This window comes from Geobacillus sp. FJAT-46040, assembly GCF_002335725.1.
Classification (GTDB): domain Bacteria; phylum Bacillota; class Bacilli; order Bacillales; family Anoxybacillaceae; genus Geobacillus; species Geobacillus thermoleovorans.
The window spans coordinates 781,464-801,942 of sequence record NZ_NISS01000001.1; the positions used below are offsets into that span (position 1 = coordinate 781,464).

22 protein-coding genes and 1 riboswitch are annotated in these 20,479 nt (G+C 56.8%); of the genes, 21 read left to right on the forward strand and 1 reads right to left on the reverse strand.

All coding sequences use genetic code 11. The features are described from left to right. The first annotated feature begins 19 nt into the window (after positions 1-19). The 21 genes from CD000_RS04250 to CD000_RS04350 all read left to right on the forward strand — a co-directional run bounded on the left by CD000_RS04250 (position 20) and on the right by CD000_RS04350 (position 18,690). Positions 20-763, forward strand: coding sequence for a response regulator transcription factor (locus tag CD000_RS04250; RefSeq protein WP_483299628.1), 744 nt, complete (start codon positions 20-22; stop codon positions 761-763). Next, positions 763-2,556, forward strand: coding sequence for an ATP-binding protein (locus CD000_RS04255; protein ID WP_096224966.1), 1,794 nt, complete (start codon positions 763-765; stop codon positions 2,554-2,556). Before CD000_RS04250 ends, CD000_RS04255 begins: the two co-directional genes overlap by 1 nt. A gap of 139 nt (positions 2,557-2,695) precedes the next feature. After that, a complete protein-coding gene (gene nagA / locus CD000_RS04260; RefSeq protein ID WP_096224967.1) occupies positions 2,696-3,898 on the forward strand; it encodes an N-acetylglucosamine-6-phosphate deacetylase in 1,203 nt (400 codons plus the stop codon). Further along, positions 3,889-4,650 (forward strand): glucosamine-6-phosphate deaminase, encoded by a 762-nt coding sequence (nagB, locus tag CD000_RS04265; RefSeq protein WP_096224968.1) that lies wholly within the window; start codon positions 3,889-3,891, stop codon positions 4,648-4,650. The genes nagA and nagB overlap by 10 nt, the downstream gene beginning before the upstream one ends. Continuing rightward, positions 4,647-5,378, forward strand: coding sequence for a GntR family transcriptional regulator (locus tag CD000_RS04270; protein WP_096224969.1), 732 nt, complete (start codon positions 4,647-4,649; stop codon positions 5,376-5,378). Before nagB ends, CD000_RS04270 begins: the two co-directional genes overlap by 4 nt. Before the next feature lie 58 nt (positions 5,379-5,436). Further along, positions 5,437-5,631, forward strand: a complete 195-nt coding sequence (locus CD000_RS04275) for a YvbH-like oligomerization domain-containing protein (RefSeq protein ID WP_233130397.1) — start codon at positions 5,437-5,439, stop codon at positions 5,629-5,631. Positions 5,632-5,968: 337 nt separating this feature from the next. Then, positions 5,969-6,167: riboswitch (cobalamin riboswitch) on the forward strand. Between the two features lie 139 nt (positions 6,168-6,306). Next, positions 6,307-7,266 carry an ABC transporter substrate-binding protein gene (locus tag CD000_RS04280; protein WP_011231749.1) on the forward strand — a complete coding sequence of 320 codons (960 nt, stop codon included), beginning with the start codon at positions 6,307-6,309 and terminating at the stop codon, positions 7,264-7,266. Beyond that, positions 7,232-8,287 (forward strand): FecCD family ABC transporter permease, encoded by a 1,056-nt coding sequence (locus CD000_RS04285; RefSeq protein WP_011231748.1) that lies wholly within the window; start codon positions 7,232-7,234, stop codon positions 8,285-8,287. Before CD000_RS04280 ends, CD000_RS04285 begins: the two co-directional genes overlap by 35 nt. Next, positions 8,284-9,756, forward strand: a complete 1,473-nt coding sequence (locus tag CD000_RS04290) for an adenosylcobinamide amidohydrolase (RefSeq protein WP_096224970.1) — start codon at positions 8,284-8,286, stop codon at positions 9,754-9,756. Before CD000_RS04285 ends, CD000_RS04290 begins: the two co-directional genes overlap by 4 nt. Further along, complete coding sequence (gene cbiB, locus CD000_RS04295; RefSeq protein ID WP_096224971.1) at positions 9,753-10,727, forward strand: adenosylcobinamide-phosphate synthase CbiB; 975 nt, start codon at positions 9,753-9,755, stop codon at positions 10,725-10,727. The genes CD000_RS04290 and cbiB overlap by 4 nt, the downstream gene beginning before the upstream one ends. Beyond that, complete coding sequence (cobD, locus tag CD000_RS04300) at positions 10,684-11,754, forward strand: threonine-phosphate decarboxylase CobD (protein ID WP_096224972.1); 1,071 nt, start codon at positions 10,684-10,686, stop codon at positions 11,752-11,754. Before cbiB ends, cobD begins: the two co-directional genes overlap by 44 nt. Next, positions 11,751-12,308 (forward strand): bifunctional adenosylcobinamide kinase/adenosylcobinamide-phosphate guanylyltransferase, encoded by a 558-nt coding sequence (locus tag CD000_RS04305; RefSeq protein WP_011231744.1) that lies wholly within the window; start codon positions 11,751-11,753, stop codon positions 12,306-12,308. Before cobD ends, CD000_RS04305 begins: the two co-directional genes overlap by 4 nt. After that, positions 12,305-13,093, forward strand: a complete 789-nt coding sequence (locus tag CD000_RS04310; RefSeq protein ID WP_096224973.1) for an adenosylcobinamide-GDP ribazoletransferase — start codon at positions 12,305-12,307, stop codon at positions 13,091-13,093. The genes CD000_RS04305 and CD000_RS04310 overlap by 4 nt, the downstream gene beginning before the upstream one ends. Beyond that, positions 13,051-13,683, forward strand: a complete 633-nt coding sequence (locus tag CD000_RS04315; RefSeq protein WP_014196225.1) for a histidine phosphatase family protein — start codon at positions 13,051-13,053, stop codon at positions 13,681-13,683. The genes CD000_RS04310 and CD000_RS04315 overlap by 43 nt, the downstream gene beginning before the upstream one ends. Further along, positions 13,635-14,051 (forward strand): bifunctional adenosylcobinamide kinase/adenosylcobinamide-phosphate guanylyltransferase, encoded by a 417-nt coding sequence (locus tag CD000_RS04320; protein WP_011231741.1) that lies wholly within the window; start codon positions 13,635-13,637, stop codon positions 14,049-14,051. The genes CD000_RS04315 and CD000_RS04320 overlap by 49 nt, the downstream gene beginning before the upstream one ends. Positions 14,052-14,065: 14 nt before the next feature. Beyond that, complete coding sequence (locus CD000_RS04325) at positions 14,066-14,644, forward strand: cob(I)yrinic acid a,c-diamide adenosyltransferase (RefSeq protein WP_096224974.1); 579 nt, start codon at positions 14,066-14,068, stop codon at positions 14,642-14,644. Beyond that, the gene (locus CD000_RS04330; RefSeq protein ID WP_011231739.1) at positions 14,641-15,129 is read left to right on the forward strand and encodes an ECF transporter S component; all 489 of its coding nucleotides are present in this window, start codon (positions 14,641-14,643) and stop codon (positions 15,127-15,129) included. The genes CD000_RS04325 and CD000_RS04330 overlap by 4 nt, the downstream gene beginning before the upstream one ends. Further along, complete coding sequence (locus tag CD000_RS04335; protein ID WP_096224975.1) at positions 15,122-15,838, forward strand: AIR synthase family protein; 717 nt, start codon at positions 15,122-15,124, stop codon at positions 15,836-15,838. The genes CD000_RS04330 and CD000_RS04335 overlap by 8 nt, the downstream gene beginning before the upstream one ends. 113 nt (positions 15,839-15,951) lie before the next feature. Continuing rightward, positions 15,952-16,497 (forward strand): RNA polymerase sigma factor SigX, encoded by a 546-nt coding sequence (sigX, locus tag CD000_RS04340; protein WP_011231737.1) that lies wholly within the window; start codon positions 15,952-15,954, stop codon positions 16,495-16,497. Beyond that, positions 16,475-17,569 (forward strand): GerMN domain-containing protein, encoded by a 1,095-nt coding sequence (locus CD000_RS04345; protein WP_011231736.1) that lies wholly within the window; start codon positions 16,475-16,477, stop codon positions 17,567-17,569. The genes sigX and CD000_RS04345 overlap by 23 nt, the downstream gene beginning before the upstream one ends. Positions 17,570-17,877: 308 nt before the next feature. Beyond that, positions 17,878-18,690: a histidinol-phosphatase gene (locus tag CD000_RS04350; RefSeq protein ID WP_011231732.1), complete on the forward strand. Its 813-nt coding sequence runs from the start codon at positions 17,878-17,880 to the stop codon at positions 18,688-18,690. 130 nt (positions 18,691-18,820) lie between these two features. Here the strand turns inward: CD000_RS04350 and CD000_RS04355 are convergent, their stop codons facing one another. Further along, positions 18,821-20,371 (reverse strand): IS1182 family transposase, encoded by a 1,551-nt coding sequence (locus CD000_RS04355; protein WP_198962485.1) that lies wholly within the window; start codon positions 20,369-20,371, stop codon positions 18,821-18,823. Positions 20,372-20,479: the final 108 nt, after the last annotated feature.

Here is a 20,479-nt window from a genome sequence, read left to right on the forward strand (position 1 = left end):
GGGAGTGTTTCCATTGATGATGGGAGGGTGCAAAGCATTGGAAAAACAAGAAAAAACCGTCCGTATTTTAGTGGTTGACGATGAAGAGCGCATCCGGCGGCTCTTGAAAATGTATTTGGAGCGGGAAAACTATGTGATCGATGAGGCCGGCGACGGCAATGAAGCGTTGGAGAAGGCGTTGACGAATGATTATGACGTCATTTTGCTCGATCTGATGCTGCCGGGCAAAGATGGAATTGAGGTGTGCAAAGAAATCCGCGAGCAAAAAACGACGCCGATCATCATGTTGACGGCAAAAGGCGAAGAATCCAACCGCGTGCAAGGGTTTGAAGTCGGCACGGATGATTACATCGTCAAGCCGTTCAGTCCGCGCGAAGTCGTACTGCGCGTAAAAGCGCTGTTGCGCCGCGCGGCGAACGCCGCCTACGCGCCGGTGGAGACGACGGCGAAAGACGTGCTTGTGTTTCCGCATTTGACGATTGACAACGATGCCCACCGGGTGACGGTCGACGGCAAGGAAGTCAGCTTAACGCCGAAAGAATATGAGCTGCTTCTCTTTCTGGCCCGCTCGCCCGACAAAGTGTTCGACCGCGAACAGCTGCTCAAAGAAGTATGGCATTACGAATTTTTCGGCGACTTGCGCACGGTCGACACCCACATTAAACGGTTGCGCGAAAAGTTGAATAAAGCGTCGCCGCAGGCGGGAAAAATGATCGTCACCGTCTGGGGCGTCGGCTACAAGTTTGAGGCAGTGAACGACTGATGTGGCTGTTTCGCAGCGTCGTCGGCAAGCTATGGTTTACGATTTTGTTGCTCGTTTCGTGCGTGCTGTTTATTTTAAGCATTTTGCTTATTAAATTTTTGGAAGATTATTATGTGCAGGAAGCGGAAAACGACTTGACCCGCCTGGCGACAAAAGTGGCCGAGGTGATGCACGATTACCGCGATGAGCAGCTTGCCCGCTCGATCGCTTGGACGCTTGTGGACAGTCGAACGAAAGCCGTCATCGTCGCCGATGAGTCGCACTATTGGTATTCGCCTGGCGATGCTGGTTTGGATAATATGCCACTGTCGTCGATCCGCCAAGATCGGGACTTGCGGCGTGTGCTGACAGATGGGAAAACGGTGAAAAAGCGTTTGTATATGCCGGAGCGGCATCCAAAAGAAAAGCTGCCCCGTGATATGATCATTGTCGGCGTGCCGATGTCGATGCCGGATGGCAGCCGAGGAGCTGTGTTTATCTATCAGTCGCTCGAGGCGATCGCCGACGCGACGGAGCGGACGAAAGAGTTAATTTTTCTCGCCGCGTTTATCGCCATTGTCATGACGACGTTTTTTGCCTTTTTCTTGTCGACGCGCATCACCGCTCCGCTCCGGAAAATGCGGCAAGCCGCGTTCGAAATGGCGCGGGGCCATTTCGATATGAAAGTGCCGATTTTAACGAACGATGAGATCGGTGGGCTGGCGATGGCGTTCAACCAAATGGGACGGCGTCTGCAGTTTAACATCAACGCCTTAAACCAGGAAAAAGAACAGCTCGCCAGCATTTTAAGCAGCATGGCCGATGGCGTCATTACGTTTAACCGCGACGGGGAAATTTTGATTACGAACCCGCCGGCTGAGCGGTTTTTGCAGGCGTGGTATTTTGAGCAAGGGAACGACGCGGAAGCGATGGCGCCGTTGCCGCCGCAAGTGAAAGAGCTGTTTGCCCGCGTCGTTCGCGAGGAGAAGGAGCAATCGACCGAAGTGACGCTGCAGGGGCGGACGTGGGTTATTTTAATGACGCCGCTGTACGGCAAAACGATGGTGCGCGGCGCGGTGGCTGTTTTGCGCGACATGACCGAAGAGCGGCGGCTTGACAAGCTGCGCAAAGACTTTATCGCCAACGTTTCGCACGAATTGCGCACGCCGATTGCCATGCTCCAAGGCTACAGCGAGGCGATCATCGACGATATCGCGGCGAGCGAAAAAGAGAAGAAAGAGATGGCGAAAGTCATTTATGACGAGTCGCTGCGCATGGGCCGCCTTGTTAACGATCTGCTTGACTTGGCGCGCATGGAAGCTGGCCATATCGAGCTAGAGTACGAACAAGTCAAGCTTGTTCCTTACATCGAGCGGGTGATCCGCAAGTTTTACGGGCTGGCGAAAGAAAAGCAGATTGAGCTGACAGCCGAGTTTCGCGATCGGGACATCGAAATCGCTCTCGATCCGGATCGGATCGAACAGGTGCTGACGAACTTAATTGACAACGCCATCCGCCATACGGAATCGGGCGGCACAGTTCGCCTCATCATCGAACCAAGCGGCGACGGCGTGACGATCCATGTCCAAGACTCTGGTTCCGGCATTCCCGAAGAGGATTTGCCGTTTGTGTTTGAACGGTTTTACAAAGCCGATAAAGCGCGCACGCGCGGCCGTTCCGGCACCGGGTTAGGCCTTGCCATCGCCAAAAACATCGTCGAAGCGCATAAAGGGCTCATTACCGTTCACAGCAAACTGAACGAAGGAACGACGTTTTCGTTTTATTTGCCGGCCCGCGGACCGAAAGGAGCGTAGCGCCGTTTGGAAGAGCGGGGAAGCCACGGCTTCCCTGCTTCTTTCATGCTGAAGCGAACTGGTTGACGGATTTGTTTTAGTGGTATAGACAACTAGAATATATAATGTTATAATGAGATACAGAAAGTGGGGAATCGCGATGAAGCGGTGGATATTGAAAAATGCCGCGGTGTATGCAGAAACAGGAAACATTGAACAAGGGTATGTGCTGATCGAAGGGGAAAAAGTGGCCGCGATCGGGCCGATGTCGTCGTGCCCAACTGATGCAGGGGCGGAAGTGATCGAGCTTTCCTCACGGTTTTCCATCGTGCCGGGATTCATCGATGTCCATATTCATGGGGCGGCTGGGGCGGATGTCATGGATGCGACCCCGGAGGCGCTTTACAAGATGGCCAACGCCTTGCCGGCGGAAGGGACGACGAGCTTTTTGGCGACGACGATGACAGCGCCAAGCGAACAAATCGAAGCCGCGCTTTGCAACGTCGCTCGCTATATGGCGGAGGCGAACAGGCCGGGAGCGGCCGAAGTGCTCGGTGTTCATCTGGAAGGACCGTTTTTGTCGCCGAAGCGCGCCGGAGCGCAGCACCCGCGCCATCTCGCCGATCCGGACATCTCACTGTTCCAGCACTGGCAAAAGGCGGCGGGCGGCCATATCCGCCTTGTCACGCTTGCCCCAGAGCGGAACGGGGGGCTGGAACTTGCCGCCTACTTGAAACAGACGGGTGTGATCGCTTCGATCGGCCATTCCGATGCCGTTTACGACGAAGTAAAAGCGGCGGTCCATGCAGGGGTGACGCATGCGACCCACCTGTTCAATGGGATGCGCGGCATCCATCACCGTGAACCGGGTGTCGCCGGTGCTGTGCTTATGTTTGAAGAAGTGATGTGCGAGCTGATCGCCGACGGGTTGCACGTTGCGCCGCCGATGGTCCGCTTCGCTTACCGGAATAAAGGAAGCGATGGACTCATATTAATCACCGATGCCATGCGGGCGAAATGTCTAGGTGATGGGCGGTATGAACTTGGCGGCCAAGAGGTGACTGTTCGGGGCCAAGAGGCGCGGCTTGCCGACGGCACGCTGGCGGGAAGCGTGCTCAAGCTTGGCGAGGCCATCCGCCGTGTGCTCGATTATACTGGCTGCACGCTTGAAGAGGTGATCCGCATGGCGAGCTGGAATCCGGCGAAACAGCTTGGCTTGCTTGATCGGAAAGGCAGCTTGCGGCCCGGCAAAGACGCCGATGTCGTCGTTTTGAATGAACGATATGAAGTCATGATGACGTTTTGCCGCGGCGCCCTTGCCTATCGCAAGCCGGATGAAAGGAGTGGAGAGCGATGGCCATGAAGCTTTTGAAAGTTGCTGACTACGCAGAGATGAGCCGTCAGGCGGCGGACATCATCATCAAACAAGTCAAGGAAAAGCCGAACGCCGTTCTCGGCTTGGCGACCGGCTCGACCGTGCTCGGTGTGTACCGCGAATTGGCCGCCGATCATCGGCAGCATGGGACATCGTATCGGCTCGTGCGCACGTTCAATTTGGATGAGTATGTCGGGCTCGGTCCGGATCATCCGAACAGTTATCGCCATTATATGAATGAGCATTTGTTTTCAAAGCTTGACATCCCGCTTCACGAGACGCATGTGCCGGATGGCTTGGCCGCTGATCTTGACGAAGAATGCCGCCGTTACGAGCGGCTCATCGATGAAGTGGGCGGCATCGATTTGCAGCTCTTGGGCATCGGCCGCAACGGCCATATCGGGTTCAACGAGCCTGGGACGCCGTTTTCGACAGCCACCCACGTCGTCGAGCTGACCGAGTTGACACGGGAAGCGAACGCCCGCTTTTTTCCATCGCTTGATGACGTGCCGCGCTATGCCATTACGATGGGGATTGCGACCATTTTGCGCAGCCGCCGCCTCGTGCTGTTGGCGTCAGGGGAGGAAAAAGCGGAGGCCATGGCCCGGCTTCTCGAAGGCGTTGTCACGCCGGACTTGCCGGCTTCAGCGCTTCACCTTCATCCGGACGTGACGATCATCGCCGACTGCGAGGCGCTCTCGCTCATCCCAAAGGAAAAGCGGCGGGTGGATGCGCCGTGATCGATAAACAGTCGCCGATTCCGATTTACTATCAGCTCGAGCAATATATGAAAGAAAAGATCGAAAAAGGGGAGTGGCAGCCGGGCGAGATGATCCCGTCTGAGCGCGAGTTGGCGGAAATGTATGACATCAGCCGGATGACCGTTCGGCAGGCGGTCAACAATTTAGTGAACGATGGCTATCTCATCCGCCGGCGCGGGAAAGGAACATTTGTCGCCGCCCAAAAAATCGAGCAGCCGCTGAAAGGGCTGACGAGCTTTTCCGAAGATATGCGGGCGCGCGGCATGGAGCCCGGCACGATCGTCCTCAGCTTTGAGATGGTTCCAGCTTCCGAGAAGCTCGCTGAAGGACTTGGCGTCGCGGAAGGCGATGACCTTTACGAAGTCCGCCGCCTTCGGTTGGCCGACGGCTTGCCGATGGCGTTGGAGACGCTGTACATTTCGGTCAATCTCGTCCCCGGACTGACGCGTGATGTTGTAAGCGGTTCCGTCTATGAATTTATCGAAAAAGAAAAAGGGATGATCATCGGCTCTGCAGTTCAAACATTGGAAGCCTCGGTCGCCCGCCAGGTGGAGGCGGAGCATCTGAAGATAAAAGAAGGGGCTCCGGTGCTATTGCTTGAGCGCCGCACGCACCTTGTCGACGGCCGGCCGCTTGAAGTCGTCAAATCGGTGTACCGCGGCGACCGGTACAAATTTATGATTGAGATGAAAAGGGGAGGATCATGATGTTAGGCTTTTTACAGCGGCTTGGAAAAGCATTGCGGAGATTTGCCATGAAAACGAAATGAAATTCCACTATGCTGAGCGGAGTTTGGAACTGGCGGCCAAGGTGTTGGCCAACATGCGCGGTGACGGCGCCAATGTGTCGGCGGATTTTCAAGCCGTGAATGAATACGCTTTTCGCTGGCTGACGGAAGCGAAAAAGAACTATACAGTCAAAGATTTTGGCTTTGTGTTTGACAAATATATTCAACAGTGACGAGATGAAGGTTGTATCGGGGAAAGACGCCGTGCCAGAGGTGGGGCGTCTTTCCTAATTTTTTTAGCGACATATGGAAAAGGAACGTTTCTCCGCAGCCGGAAGAAACTCAAAAGATGAGGTTTGTGGGAATCGATGAATAGGCAACATGGCGGCATTTGACATCGCGGAGCTCGATGCAACGGCGCATGCGGCGTTCCGTACAAAACACGGACACTGGAGCTGAGCTGCCTGACCGCAAAAGTGATCGATGACCGCCTGCCGCCAGCCCACTGTAAATTCACAGTTGTCAAATGCCAGGCCTTGCTTTAATATAAAAATGTCCATATCCGATAACTAAATCAATTCGCAGCAAGGCGCCGAAAAGGCTTAATAGGGAATCCGGTGGGAATCCGGAGCTGTCCCCGCAACTGTCAATGCGGACGAAATGAAATCGCCACTGTACGGACGGATGGCTTGCGCTGTTTTCCGTACGGGAAGGCTTCAGAGTAGGATGAAGCATGAGCCAGTAGACCTGCCTTGCTTGCCGCAGTTTCCGAATCTTCGGGGGGTGAGACGCGGAAACAGTCGCATAGGGCATTGTTGTGCCCATTGGCGGTCTGTTTCGCGCTCATTCCCCGTTCGGACGGAATGGGCTTTTTTGTTGTACATACATCATCGAAGGGGGAATGACGGATGAAACGTTGGACATGGCCGGCGGTGGTGGCAGTGTTCTTCCTTCTGGCCGCCGTGCTGGTCGGCTGCAGCGGTGGAGCCAATAGCAACGCCCAGCCAGCGAAAAAAGAAGAACCGAAAACGGAACAAGCGGCGTTTCCGGTGACGGTGAAAGACGGGCTTGGCGAGGATGTCACGATCAAAGCGGAACCGAAAAAGATCGTCTCGCTCATCCCAAGCAATACGGAAATCGCCTATGCGTTGGGGTTGGGCGATAAGATCGTCGGCGTCAGCGATTTTGACAATTACCCGGAAGACGTCAAAACGAAAACGAAAATCGGCGGCATGGAATTCAACGTCGAGAAAATCATTTCGCTCAAACCGGATCTTGTCTTGGCCCACGCGTCAAGCGCCCATAACTCGCGCGATGGCCTCAAGCAATTGAAAGACGCCGGCATCACCGTGCTTGTCGTGAATGACGCGAAGTCGTTCGACGATGTGTATGCGTCCATCGAATTGATCGGCAAAGCGACCGGGGCGTCGGACAAAGCGAAGCAAGTGATTGATGAGATGAAAGAGAAGCTTGCGCAAATTCAAGAAAAAGCGAAACAAATCCCGGCGGACAAACAAGCGAACGTCTGGATTGAAGTGTCGCCGCCGCCGCAGCTGTATACGGCCGGCAAAGGGACGTTTATGGATGAGATGCTTCAAGTGATTTCAGCGAAAAACGTCGCCGGCAGCTTGGAAGGCTGGCCGATGGTGACGGAAGAAAAAGCCGTAGCCTATAAGCCGGATGTGATCATCACGACATACGGCGGAGCGAAGCAAGTGTTTGCGCGCGCTGCTTGGAAAGACGTGCCGGCGGTGAAAAACAAGCGGGTGTATGACGTCAACACCGACTTAGTAAGCCGCCCGGGTCCGCGCCTTGTCGAAGGGGTCGAGGAACTTGCCAAAGCCGTTTACCCGGATGTGTTCAAGTAAAACGTGGATGTATATATTGGCCGTCACGGCGGCCATGTTATCGTTGCTCGTAGGGATATCGACAGGATCGCTGTCGATTCCCTTTTCTTCTATTGTTCGCATTCTTGCGTCCGAATGGTTTGGTATGCCGCTTCCGTCTGACATTCCGGCCGATTGGGTGCCGATCGTGATGGCGATCCGCTTGCCGCGCGTCGTGCTCGCTTTTTTGGTCGGGGCGTCATTGGCGCTGGCTGGCGCGGCGTTCCAAGGGTTGCTGAAAAATGCGCTCGCCGATCCGTACACGCTCGGCGTCTCGTCCGGCGCCTCGGTCGGGGCGGTGCTCGTCATCTTTCTTGGCTGGCAATGGCCGCTCTTTGGCACGTTCACGCTGCCGATCGTGAGCATTTTATGCGGCATGGCGACGCTTGTCGCCGTTTTGGCGTTCACTCGCGCGGTTGAGCCGCAGCTGTCGGTTGAGACGATCATTTTAGCCGGCATTATCTTCGGCGCGTTTTTCAGCGCCTTCATTTCACTGATGATCGCGTTGACCGGGGAAGAATTGCGGCAAATCATCTCATGGCTGATGGGAAGCGTCGCGATGCGCGGCTGGAAATACAGCGGGCTGTTGCTGCCGTTTTTTCTCATCGGCGCGGCGGTGCTTCTCGCCAACGGCCGCGAGTTGAACGCGTTTGCTTTTGGCGAGGCGGCGGCGCTTCATGTCGGCGTTGATGTTACGCGCCGAAAAGTCATCATTTTGACGGCGGCGGCGCTGCTCACCGGCGCGGCGGTGTCGGTGTCCGGGACGATCGGTTTTGTTGGGCTCGTTGTTCCGCATATGGTTCGGCTTGTGTGCGGGCCAAACTATCGGGTGCTGCTGCCGCTGTCTCTCTTGTATGGCGGTGCGTTTCTTGTGCTTGCCGATGTGGCGGCGCGGACGATCATTGAACCGCGCGAACTGCCGATCGGCGTCATCACCGCGCTGATCGGCGCCCCGCTATTTGCCGTCTTGTTTTTCCGAAAAATGAAGCGAAAGATGGGATGATGATGCTTGAGGTGCGGGCCGTATCGCATCGGTATGGACCAAAGCAAGTGCTTGATCGTGTGACGTTTTCCGTGGAAAAAGGGGAGCTGTTTGGCATCGTCGGGCCGAACGGCAGCGGAAAAACGACGCTGCTGAAACTCATTTGCAAAGAGCTTCCGCTTGCCAGCGGTGAGATCAAGATTCATGGCCAGCCGCTTTTGGCGCTGTCTGCGAAGCAATGGGCGCGGTTTGCCGCTGTCCTGCCGCAGACGGCGGAGGCGGCGCCCGGCTATACGGTGAGAGAAACGGTGGCGCTCGGCCGCTACGCCCATCAGCGCGGCTTGTTTCCGACGTGGACGAAAGAGGATGAAGCGGCGGTTCAAGAAGCGCTTCGTGCGGTCGGCTTGGCTGACAAAATCGATGAGCCGCTTGAGCGGCTAAGCGGCGGCGAGCGGCAGCGCGCCTATTTGGCGCGGGCGCTTGCCCAAAAGCCGCAGCTGCTCTTGCTGGATGAGCCGACGAACCATATGGATGTGAGCGGCCAAGTCCGGCTTTTGGACCGGCTCGCGGAAGCTGCCCGCTCCCGCGATTTGACGGTCGTCGCCGTCTTTCACGATATGAACGTCGCTAGCTTATATTGCGACCGGGTGCTTGTGTTAAAAGAAGGAAAAACAGCGGCGCTTGGAACGCCGACAGATGTGATGACGCCGGCGCTGCTTGAGGAAGTGTTTGCCGCGCCGATTGTGCGTCTGGCTCATCCGGCGGCGGCAAAGCCGATGTTTTCGTTTGTGCCGAAAGGGAAACAAGAAGAATCGTCGGCCGGCGGGCTGCGTTTGTCCTTTCTTGATGACGCCGCTGTTCTGGCCTCCTGCCAGCCGCTTCGCGTCCTGTCCTCGGCATTGATCGGCGCTGGGTTTCAATGGGCGACCCATTTTGTCAACCGCCAAGTCGGGTTGGATTACGATTGCGGCGATGCGGAAGGAGACATGCGCCGCTATTTGGAGCAGCACGGGTTTTCGCCGAAACGAACGATCGGCATGATGACGGCGGTTGACGTCCATGATGCCGTTTGGCTTCAGAAAGAAGGGGAAGCGTTTTCGGTTGCAATCATGACGACCGCTGGCGTCGGCAATGCGGTTGATGCCGCTCGGGCGTGGCAGCATAAGCCGCTTGCGGCAAGGCCGGGAACGATCAATATGGTGATTGTCATTGACGGAGTGCTGACGGAAGCGGCGTTTGTCCAGGCGATGATGACAGCGACGGAAGCGAAGGTAAAAGCGCTCGCCGACTGTTCGGTTTGCGACCTGGAAACAGGGACGCTTGCCACCGGCACGTCGACCGATTCGCTCGCCGTGGCGGCGACGCAAACCGGGCAGGTCTTTGCCTATGCCGGAACGGCGACGGAGCTTGGCCGGGCGCTCGGCCGGCTTGTGTATGAGGCAACAGTTGAGGCGCTTGGCCGCTGGGAGAAGCGGAGGAAACGGCGATGACCCATTTGGCCGCATTGACGTTGGCGCTGTTTCTCGATGCCCTCGTGGGCGATCCGCGCTGGCTGCCGCACCCTGTGCGCGGGATGGGAACGCTGATTGCGTGGCTTGACCGCCGCTGGAATCAAGGAACAAAGCGGCGGGCGAAAGGGGCGGCGGCCGCGGCGGTCGTGTTGGCCGCTGTTTACGGGGTATCGGCGTTGGTCGTTTATGTGGGCTACGCGCTGTCCGTATACGTGGGGGTGGCGATCGAGGCGGCCCTCATTTTCACCACCATTGCGACCAAAAGCCTCGCTGAAGCGGCTGAGGATGTGCGCCGGCCGCTTGAAGCGGGCGATCTTCCCGAGGCGCGGCGGGCGCTGTCGATGATCGTTGGCCGCGACACCGAGCGGCTCGATGAGGCCAGCATCACCCGCGCCTGCGTCGAAACGGTGGCGGAAAATACGAGCGACGGCATCACGGCTCCGCTCTTTTACGCGGCCTTGGGCGGCGCGCCGCTTGCCATGCTGTACCGGGCAGTGAACACGTGCGATTCGATGCTCGGCTATAAAAATGAAACGTATCGCGAATTTGGCTGGGCGGCCGCCCGGCTGGACGATGCGCTCAACTACATTCCGGCGCGGCTGACGGCGCTCGTGATGGTGTTGGTTTGCGGCGGCCGCCGCCTTCGTTTGGCGCTGTCGATCTTATTTCGCGATGCCCGCCGCCACCCAAGCCCGAACAGCGGCTGGCCCGAGGCGGCGATGGCTGGATTGCTTGGGGTGCAGCTGGGCGGGACGAATACATATGGCGGCGTCGTCTCTGAGCGGCCGACACTCGGCGATCCCGATGTTCCGCTGCGCTCGGTTCATATTCGCCAGGCGGTCGGCATCATGATCAGAACGGTGCTCGCCTTTACGTTATTGCTGGTATGGATCGGGGGGATGATCGTTGCGTTGGCCAGCGCATGGGGCGAATCCGCTCGCGTTGTATGAGCAATGCGGATTGGCCCCTCCAGACGAATACATTGATTTCAGCGTCAATACGAACCCATATCGCCTGCCGCCGTCGGCTTGGCCGAACGGCGAGGAATGGATTCGCTGGGCCGGTGAGTATCCGGATTCGGAAGCGAAGGCGCTCAGGGAGCTCGTTGCCAAGCAGGAGCAGATTCGACCCGGACAAGTGCTGGTGACGAACGGGGCAGCGGAGGCGATTTATTTGTTGGCCGCGCTGCTTGCCGGCCGGCGCGTCGGCATCTTGGAGCCGACGTTTTCCGAGTATCGGCGCGCCTGCCTTGCTTACGGATGCGAAGTCAAGTCTTTGCTGGCAGAGGAAAGCCGCGGTTTTTCGTACGACATTGACCAAGCGGCGGCATGGGCGTCGGAATGCGACGCGGTTTTTTTCTGTCATCCGAACAATCCGACCGGAACCGTGATGCCGGAGCGTGATCTCCGCTCGCTCGTCGCTGCAGCGGACCAAGCGGGGACGTATATCGTGGTGGATGAGGCGTTCTATCCGTTTTGGCGCGGCGGATTTACAGCCATGCGTTGGCTGGATCGCTATCCGCGCCTCATTGTGCTTCGATCGTTGACGAAAATTCATCATCTGGCCGGCGTGCGCCTTGGTTATGTCGCTGCCGACGAGGCGGTGATCGCTTCGCTGAAAACGCATCAGCCGCCATGGAGCACAAACTGCATCGCCCAACAATTGGCGCTTCGTTTCATGGCGATGGAATCGTTTGTCAAGTGGACGAAAGAACGGATCGCCGCCGAGCGGGAGCGCGTGTTTCGGTCGCTGCCGGCCGGCCGGTATGCCGTCTCGCCGTCGGTCGTCAATTTTTACTTGCTGCGTCCGCTCTCCGGACGGACAGAGGATTTGTTTTTCTATTTATTGCAGCAAGGAATCGTCCCGCGGCATACAATGAATTTTCCTGGACTGGACGGACGTTACGTGCGGCTTGCGGTCAAAACGCAGGTGGAAAACGATCGGCTTCTTGAAGCGCTTGCGAGGTGGAGCGGATGATGGTGTTTGTCAGCGGCGCCGCGCGCAGCGGAAAAAGTGAAGCGGCGGAAATATGCGCCATCCGGCTTTCTCGCGGCGGTCGGCTTCACTATATCGCCACCGCGCAGGCAATGGATGAAGAAATGACGGAGCGCATCCGCCGTCATCAAGAGCGGCGCGCGGCGCAGGCCGCGCATTGGACAGTGTGGGAAGCCCCGTTCTCTTCTCAGGAGATTGCCGCTTCCTTGCACCCTGATGATGTTGTTCTGCTTGATTGCTTGACCACATGGCTCGCCCACGAGCTGTTCTTTGGTGAAAATTGGAAAACAGACGCAACCGCTCAAGCTGTTGCTTGCCGCATGCTCGATGAAGTGCGGGCGTGGGCGGATGCCTGCCGTGCGGTCGTGATTGTATCGAACGAGCTGTTTGCCGGGGGTGTTCCGGATGATCCTGGCACATTTCGCTACATGAAAACGCTTGGCTTGCTTCACCAACAGTTGGTCGCGGAAGCGGCGGCCGCCGCGGTCGTTGAATGCGGCCTTCTCCGCGTGAAAAAAGGGCGGTGGCCGGGATGAAGCAAGCATGGAACGGATGGTTGTTGGCGCTGCAGCTGTTTACCACGATCCCGATTCGGCGCTCGATCGCATGGAACGCCGCCCATGTCCGCTGGCTCGTGCGCTGTATGCCGCTTGCGGGGGCGCTGATCGGGGCGCTTTCGGCCGGAGTGTATGCACTCTTTTCCACGTTTTCATTCAGCTCGCCGCTTGTTTGGGCGCTTCTTCTTCTTTGGCTCGGCATTTGGATGGCCGGGGGGATGCACGCTGACGGCTTTATGGATGTGAGCGACGCGTTTTTTTCGTACCGCGACGTCAAGCGGCGGCAAGAGATCATGTCCGATCCGCGCGTCGGCGCGTTTGCGGTGTTGTCGCTTATTTGTTTGTTGTCATTTCGTTGGCTGTTTCTGTACGAATCGCTCCAGGCAGGCATTCCGCCGGCGCTGTTCGCCGCCGTTCCGCTGTTGTCGCGGGCCGGGGCTGCCTGGCTTCTTTCCGTCGGCAAGCTGGCAAAGCCGACAGGAATGGCTGCATCGCTTCGCGAATATAGTTCATGGCGTGATGCCATTTGGGCGCTTGGACTCGCTTTTGTATTGCTTTCGCTTCTTTGTGCATCCACCGCCATTTCGGTGCAAACAGGGGCGGCGCTGGCTGCAGCGGCTGTCGTTTTGGCGGCGGCGGCAAAGCCGTGGGCGGAAAAACAGTTTGGCGGCATCACCGGTGATGTGCTCGGCGCGCTGATCGAAGGAGGAGAGACGGTGCTATGGGGCGTCATTTGGCTCTTACACTCATCCGTCATGGGATGACGGAACAAAACCGACGTCGGGCGTATATCGGCTGGACGGACGCGCCGCTTGCGGCCGCGGAGCGCAATCGGTTGTGCCGCTTGCAGCTTGAGCGGCCGTATCCGGTCGACTGCATGGTTACAAGCGACCTTCACCGCTGTCGAGAAACGGCCGCCTTGCTGTTTGGCGGACGCGGGGCAGATTGGTGCACCAGCCGTTGGCGCGAGCTTCACTTTGGCGCTTGGGAAGGAAAAACGTTTGCTGAGCTGGAAGCGGAGCCCGCCTACCGCCAATGGCTTGCGTCGCCCTTTTCTGCGGCGCCGCCCGGCGGGGAGCGTTATGCCGACTTTCAAGCGCGCATCAAACAGGCGCTTGCGGAGACGATTGCTTTCGCTGAGCGGGCGGGCGCCCGTCATGTGGCTGTCATCACCCATGGCGGCCCGATTCGCCTCCTGCTCGAGCAGTATGCGCCCGATGCTCGTTCGTTTTGGGAATGGGAGGTGCCATTTGCCGGCGGATATACATTGGAATCGACGATCGAGCGTTGGAAAGGGGGAGAGCGGTGCATTTCGTTATCGGTGGTGCGTTTCAAGGAAAACGAAAATGGGTGAGGGAACGGTATGGAATAAATGATGGAGTTCATATTGTATGGCATAACGGTTATGTGGAGCCGTATAGGCCGCCGGATGGCATCGAAACGGCAAAAACGGTCGTCTTTGACGGGTTGGAAGCCGCCATCCGCCCCCGTCCGGACCCAGACGAGTGGGAATCCTATTTCCGCGCTTGGCAGCGGTGGGAAGCGGCAGCGCCTAACCGCACGGTCGTTTGGATCGGCACCGATGTGACGCAAGGCGTTGTTCCGGTTGATCCGCAAGAGCGGCGCTGGCGCGACGCCGTGGGAATGTGCTACCAGCGACTAGCTTCCTTGTGCTGCCGCGTCGACCGGCTTTGGTGCGGACTGGCGGAGCAATTGAAATAAGGGGGAGAGGAACAGTGAAATTGTATACGCGAACAGGAGACCAAGGGAAAACGAGTTTAGTCGGCGGGCGCGTGGACAAAGACCATTTGCGCGTCGAGGCGTACGGAACGATTGACGAGGCGAATTCGTTCATCGGATGGGCGCTTGCGTTATTGGCCGGCGATGAACGGTTTCGCGACCTTTGCGCTGAGCTGCAAAAAATCCAGCACGAGCTGTTTGACTGCGGCGGCGACCTGGCCATCGTCAACGGCAAGCTTCCGTATAAGGTGACCGAGGCGATGGTCACATTTTTAGAAGAGCGCATTGATGCGCACGTGCAAGAAGCGCCGCCATTGCAAAAATTCATTTTGCCGGGCGGCTCCAAGGCGGCTGCGGCGCTCCATATGGCGCGTACGGTGGCAAGACGGGCGGAGCGGTGCATCGTTTCCTTGCAAAAAGCGGAGCCGATCAACGATGTTGTGCTCAAATATATGAACCGCCTGTCCGATTATTTGTTCGCCGTTGCCCGGGTCGTGAACGCGCGTTTAGGGGTGAAGGACATCGAGTATGAACGGAGCGCGATTGTGTTCCGCGACAAGGAGGAGAAACAATGAACCGCCGCTTGGCTTGGACGGCCGTTTGTTTGGCGCTTTCGGCGATCGGATCGTTCATCAAGCTGCCGACGTTTGTCGGCAGCATCGCTTTGGACAGCGCACCGGCGCTTGTCGCCGCCGGGGTTCTTGGCCCGCGCGCCGGAGCGGCGGTCGCTGGGCTTGGGCATTTGGTTTCGGCGTTGATCGGCGGTTTTCCGCTCGGCCCAGTTCATTGGTTTGTCGCTCTTGAAATGGCGGGGCTTGGCGCCCTGTTCGCCGTGCTGCATCGGCGGGGATGGAAAATCGGCAGCGCTGTCGTCTTTTTCATCGGCAATGCGTTTTTGGCGCCGTTGCCGCTTGCCGTTTCGTTCGGCTGGCCGTTTGTTTTTGCCGTCATTCCGCCGCTTTCGGCAGCCGCGGCGGTCAACGTGTTGATCGCTTTGGCCGTCATGCCGGTTGTCGTCCGGTTGGCGGCGAAAGCGGGGGTGGAGGCGCCGCATGCGTGATGTGCTTTTCCTTCCGTTTGTCGACGGCATGGAGCTCGCCGTTGCGGCCGACGGTTCGGCGGCGGTCGGGGACAAGCCGGGCGATGCGGTGTCCGTCTCGGTGGATGTTGTTGCGTATTTTTCCGCCCGCGTTGCCTTGATGGAGCTGTTGAGCGTCGGAGCGGAAGCGAGGGTCGTCGTGCTGCAAAACTTCATCGCTGATGACCGGTGGGAAGCTCTTTGCCGCGGTGTCAGGAGAACGTGCCGCGAGCTGGGGATCGATCTCCCGATCACCGGCAGCACGGAATCGAATTTTCCCACCGTGCAGTCGGCGCTTGGAGTGACGGCCATCGGGACGGTGGCCAACGAACGGAAACGAATTGGCATCACGCCCGAAGAGGCGAAGTTTGCCGTCATCGGCCGTCCTCTCGTCGGCTCGGCCGTGCTTTCGCATCCGGAATGGGTTGCGCCGCTTCCGCTGTTTGCCGCGCTTCTCCGCACACCATACATTTACGAATTGATTCCCATCGGCTCGAAAGGTATTTATCACGAATGGACACAGCTGTTAGCCGCTAACGGCCGCCAAGGGCGGGCCTGCGCATGCCCGCTTCCGCTCTTTTCCTCCGGCGGCCCGGCGACGTCGGTGCTTGTCAGTTATGATCCAGATGGCGAACGTGAAATCAAAAAGCAAGCCGGCTCTCTCTTTTTTCCACTGCACGTCGAGTGGTAAAAGCCGGCTGCTTTTGGTGAAAAAATCATTCCCTTTTTCGCTCGGACCCGTTATCATGAAGATAATGGGATTTTTTTGTCGTGGTCCATGGAGGAGATAGGGGGAGAGAAGCGATGGACCCCGTCTTTGAACAGTTGTATGAAAAGTACCATCATGATTTGTTTAATTTTTTATTCTACATGGTGCGGAATCGAGAGCAGGCCGAAGATTTGGTTCAGGAAGTGTACGTCAGAGTGCTGCGCTCATACAAACGATTTAAAGGGCAGTGCAGCGAAAAAACGTGGCTGCTGTCCATTGCGCGCCATGTGGCCATTGATTTTTTCCGCAAGCAAAAACGCCGACGCCAATGGGCTGGTTCGGCGGAATGGAGCGAGGAACAAATCGGCGCCGACGAGCCGATTCCTGAGGAAATGGCGATTCAAAAAGAGGAGATTCAGCTTATGTACCGTGGTTTGGCGCGCTGCACGGTTGATCAGCGGCTTGTGCTCGTCCTTCGATTCATCCAGTCGCTGTCGATCGCGGAAACGGCGGAAGCGCTCGGCTGGACGGAAAGTAAAGTGAAAACAACGCAGCACCGCGCACTAAAGGCGCTCAAGCAATATATGGAGGAAGAGGCAAAACAGGAGGGGTGGCGGTGTGAAAAAGCTCAATTGGAATGAGCGATGCATTGAACATGGCCTTGAACAGTTGCCCGTCATCAAAGACCGGCGCACGAAAGAAGAAGTGTATGTCCGGCTGGTGCGCGCTCAGCGGATGGCGCGCTGGAAGCGGCGTTGGCTCCCAGCGGTTGCATCGGCGGCCGTGCTTGCATTGGCGGTTTATGCCGGTCCGCATTTTATCGTTCCAACACGTTCGGACAAAAACGAGGCTTCCTCATCCCCTGTTCAGACGCTAGAGGCGGATGGCGCTTCCTCTCACCCAAAAGCGATGATGGCCGCCAGCGAACCGGCGAATGCAGTGGTGATTGCCTTGCCCGATGAGCGAATCGGCCAAGTGGTGCCAGTGGTTGTTCCCCTTCCTGGCCGTTTTGCGCCGAAAGAACGGCTGTCCGCGGCGCTCGGTGAGCTTGCCCGTTCCCCGTTGCGTGAGGCGTCCGCGTGGCTCGACGGTGTGAAGATGGCCCCGGCGGCAGGCGATGGGCGCGTATGGGTTGTTCGCGTTCCAGCGAGCCATCGCGTGTTTGCCGCCAGCCATGAGGAACAGCGCCTCTTTTTCGACGCGGTCATGGAAACAGTGCGGCAGATGGGCGGGCGAAGCATCCGCTTTTTCACTGGGGAGGAGGAGGGGCTCGATTTGCCAGTGTTGGGTCGTCTAAAAACGACAAAAATCAATGAGCAGAAGCGAATGTATTATCAAAACCGCTCCTCCTCCTTCGGCTATCCGGTGCTCATCCCGGCGCTAGGCAGCGCCCGCTCGTTTCCTGAGGCGCTGCAGCAGATGAAAAAATCGACGATCCACGGGCTTGAGCCGGCCATTCCACCAGGGGTGGAAGTTGATTCGGTCGATGTCGATGCGCGCCATGCTACGGTCCGGCTTCATTTGTCCGCTCGGCCAAGCGCGGAAGAAGCGGCGAGCATGGCGGAGGCCGTGCTGCTGACGGCGAAAGAGTTTGGGCTGCTTGACGTCACATTCGAATCGAGCGGGTTATCGACTCTTGGCCCGTATCCGCTTGGGAAACCGATCAACGTGCCGGCCGGACCGAACGCCGCGTTGCTGGCAACCGGCCCGTAGCCGCCAGCGTGAGCTCTTAGCGGTTTTTAGACGGTATCATTTTGTTGCATTTTTGGTAATGTCGACGCGAGGCCGTTCTATCGGCGTTCGTTTTGACATAAGACATATATGGTGCGACATAGGCAAGGAGGGATGGAAATGGGCGATGTGATGAGACGCCTCTTGGCGGTGGCTGGTGTGGCGGTATGCGTCGGACTGTTGTTTCTTGTCGGCGCCAACGGATGATTGGATGAATATTCGCAAAACGGTTGTCCTTTCTTGCGGTAATGCGTTATAATGAGAAAAACAGCAGGAGAGGAGAAACACCGATGTTGACCGATTATCATAACCATTTGGAACGAGGGGCGTTGACGCTTGATTATTTGCGCCAGTTCACGGATGCAGCAGTCAAAAAAGGCATCCAGCATTTCGGCATTTCCGAGCACGCGTACCATTTTTACCAAACGAAAAACATTTTGTCCAACCCGTGGGTCGACGCGCGCCGCTGCTACGATATGGACGATTATGTCCGGCTGTTCCACGAAGCGTGGGATGCGGGCCTCGATGTGAAAATGTCGATCGAAATGGATTATACGCCGGGCAAACACGAGGAAATGGCCGCCTTTATCCGCTCATACGAGTTTGACTATGTCATCGGTTCGATCCATTGGGTCGACGATTTCGGCATCGACTTAGCCGAATATCGCCACGAGTGGGAACGGCGCGATTTGTACGATACATACCGCAAATATTTCGATCAAGTCGTGACGCTCGCCGAGTCGAATTTGTTTGACATTATCGGCCACCTCGATTTGGTGAAAATTTTTAAATACGTCCCGGAAGATGAGGAATTTTTGCTTGAACAATACGACCGGGCGACAACAGCGCTCGCCAATTCGAAAACGTGCGTCGAAATCAGCACCGCCGGGCTGCGCAAGCCGGTTGGCGAACTGTATCCGGATCCGCGCCTGCTCCAAATGTGCTATGACAAAGGCATTCCGATTGTGTTGTCGTCCGACGCGCACGTGCCTGAGCATGTCGGCGCCGATTTTGACAAGGCGGTGGAACTCGCCCGCAGTGTCGGCTACACCGAGCTGATGACGTTCTCGAAAGGGGAGCGGAAGGCGGTGCCGCTCGGCTGAACGGAACTGACAAAACACGAGGGGGCTGACCCAAAAGTCCGCCAAAAAGCGGACTTTTGGAGTCAGCCCTCTCTGGTTTTTGTATATTTTACCAAACGGAACAAAATTCCGACTCTGTTCTCCCCCTCATTTACGCCACCAAGGACAATTGCTTGTCCCTAGCGGCTTTTTTGAGAAGATTGTGGGCAGCACAAACCAGCCCCCATTCGATGGAAACTTTTTGGAGGCCTCGCAGGACAAAGCGACGAAACCCGCGATTTTGTTTGATTTGCCCAAATGCACTCTCAATGTCGGTTTGGCGTTGGCGGTATCGGGCTTGCCCTTCTTCACTCTCCAACCGTTCGCGGGCTTTCTGTTTTTGTTCATGATAGACGGGGTTCCATTGCGTGGTTCGTCCATACTTGGAAGTCGTGCAGGCCGAACGGAACGGACATCCTTCGCATTCATGGCATTGGTAGTGTCGGGTGACCGAGGTGTATCCTGATTCCGTGGTCTGTTTCGAAGTTCCGGTGCGAACCAGCTTTTTCCCATTGGCGCAAATCCAAACGTCTTCTTCTTCCACATAGGTCCAATTCTGCTGATGATGCGGATTTTTCTTGACCTTGCGCGTGTTCTCCTTCTCATACGTATGGTACTTGATCAAGGCCGATATGTGCTTCTCTTCCAGCTTCACGTAGTTCTCTTCCGAGCCATAAGCCGCGTCAGCGATCAAACGTTCGGGTTCCACGCCGTACTTCTCTCGAACGGTCTCCAAATGCGGGAGAAGACAACGAGTGTCGCCCGGCCTCTGATGAAGGGAATACCCCAAAATAAATTGGCCGGAAGAACCCACCTGTACGTTATAGGCCGGCTTGAGCTGGCCGTTTCGCATGTGATCCTCCTTCAACCGCATGAAGGTGGCATCCACATCGGTCTTGGAATAGCTGTTGCGATCCCCGCATACATGGAGTTGGTGTTCATACTTTTCACTGCGGGGCAAGTAGTCCTCCTTCATCTTCTTGATGGCCTTCTTCAACGGTTGGTTGTCCGGCTCGGCCTCCAACCGTTTTTCCCACTCCTCGGTTTTCTTTCGGATTTCTTCTGACGTAAAGGCCGGCGAAGGGTCGATGTCTTCCGCCTTTTCTTCTTCCACGATCGCCTCGATCTGGGCAATCAGCCGATCGACATTGGCTTGGAGTTTCTCCTGGTACTTCTCAGCCGATTTGCGCCAAACGAAGGTGTACCGGTTGGCATTCGCTTCAATTTTCGTTCCATCCACAAAATAATCTTCCATCTTGACATAGCCGTCGGCCACGAGCAGCGTGATCATTTCCCGGAACAGGTCGTCAATCAGGTCTTTCATCCGCTCCGAACGAAACCGATTGATGGAGCGGAAGTCCGGCTTTTGAAATCCACTTAGCCACATGAGGGGAAGGTGGACTTCGAGCTGCCGTGCAATCTCACGGCCATGATACATTTTTTGGGTGTAAGCGTAAAGGAGGATTTTGGTCATCATTTTCGGATGATAGGCGGAGGCGCCCCCTCCTTTGTAGTAAGCAAGAAACGTCTCCATCGGGATGCGTTCAACCATCTCATGAACCACGTGGGCCATGTTATCCCGTGGAATGAGATCGGCGATGTTGCTTGGCAAAGAGAGGTTGTCCATGGTATACTCTTTAAAGGAAATATGATCATGTTTCATAAAAGAATCGCCCTTCTTTCGGTGGTAGTGGTTTTGGTGACTCTATTCTACCAGAAAAAAGGGCGATTCTTCTATATTTGAGGCAAAAAAGTGGGGGCTGATCCCAAA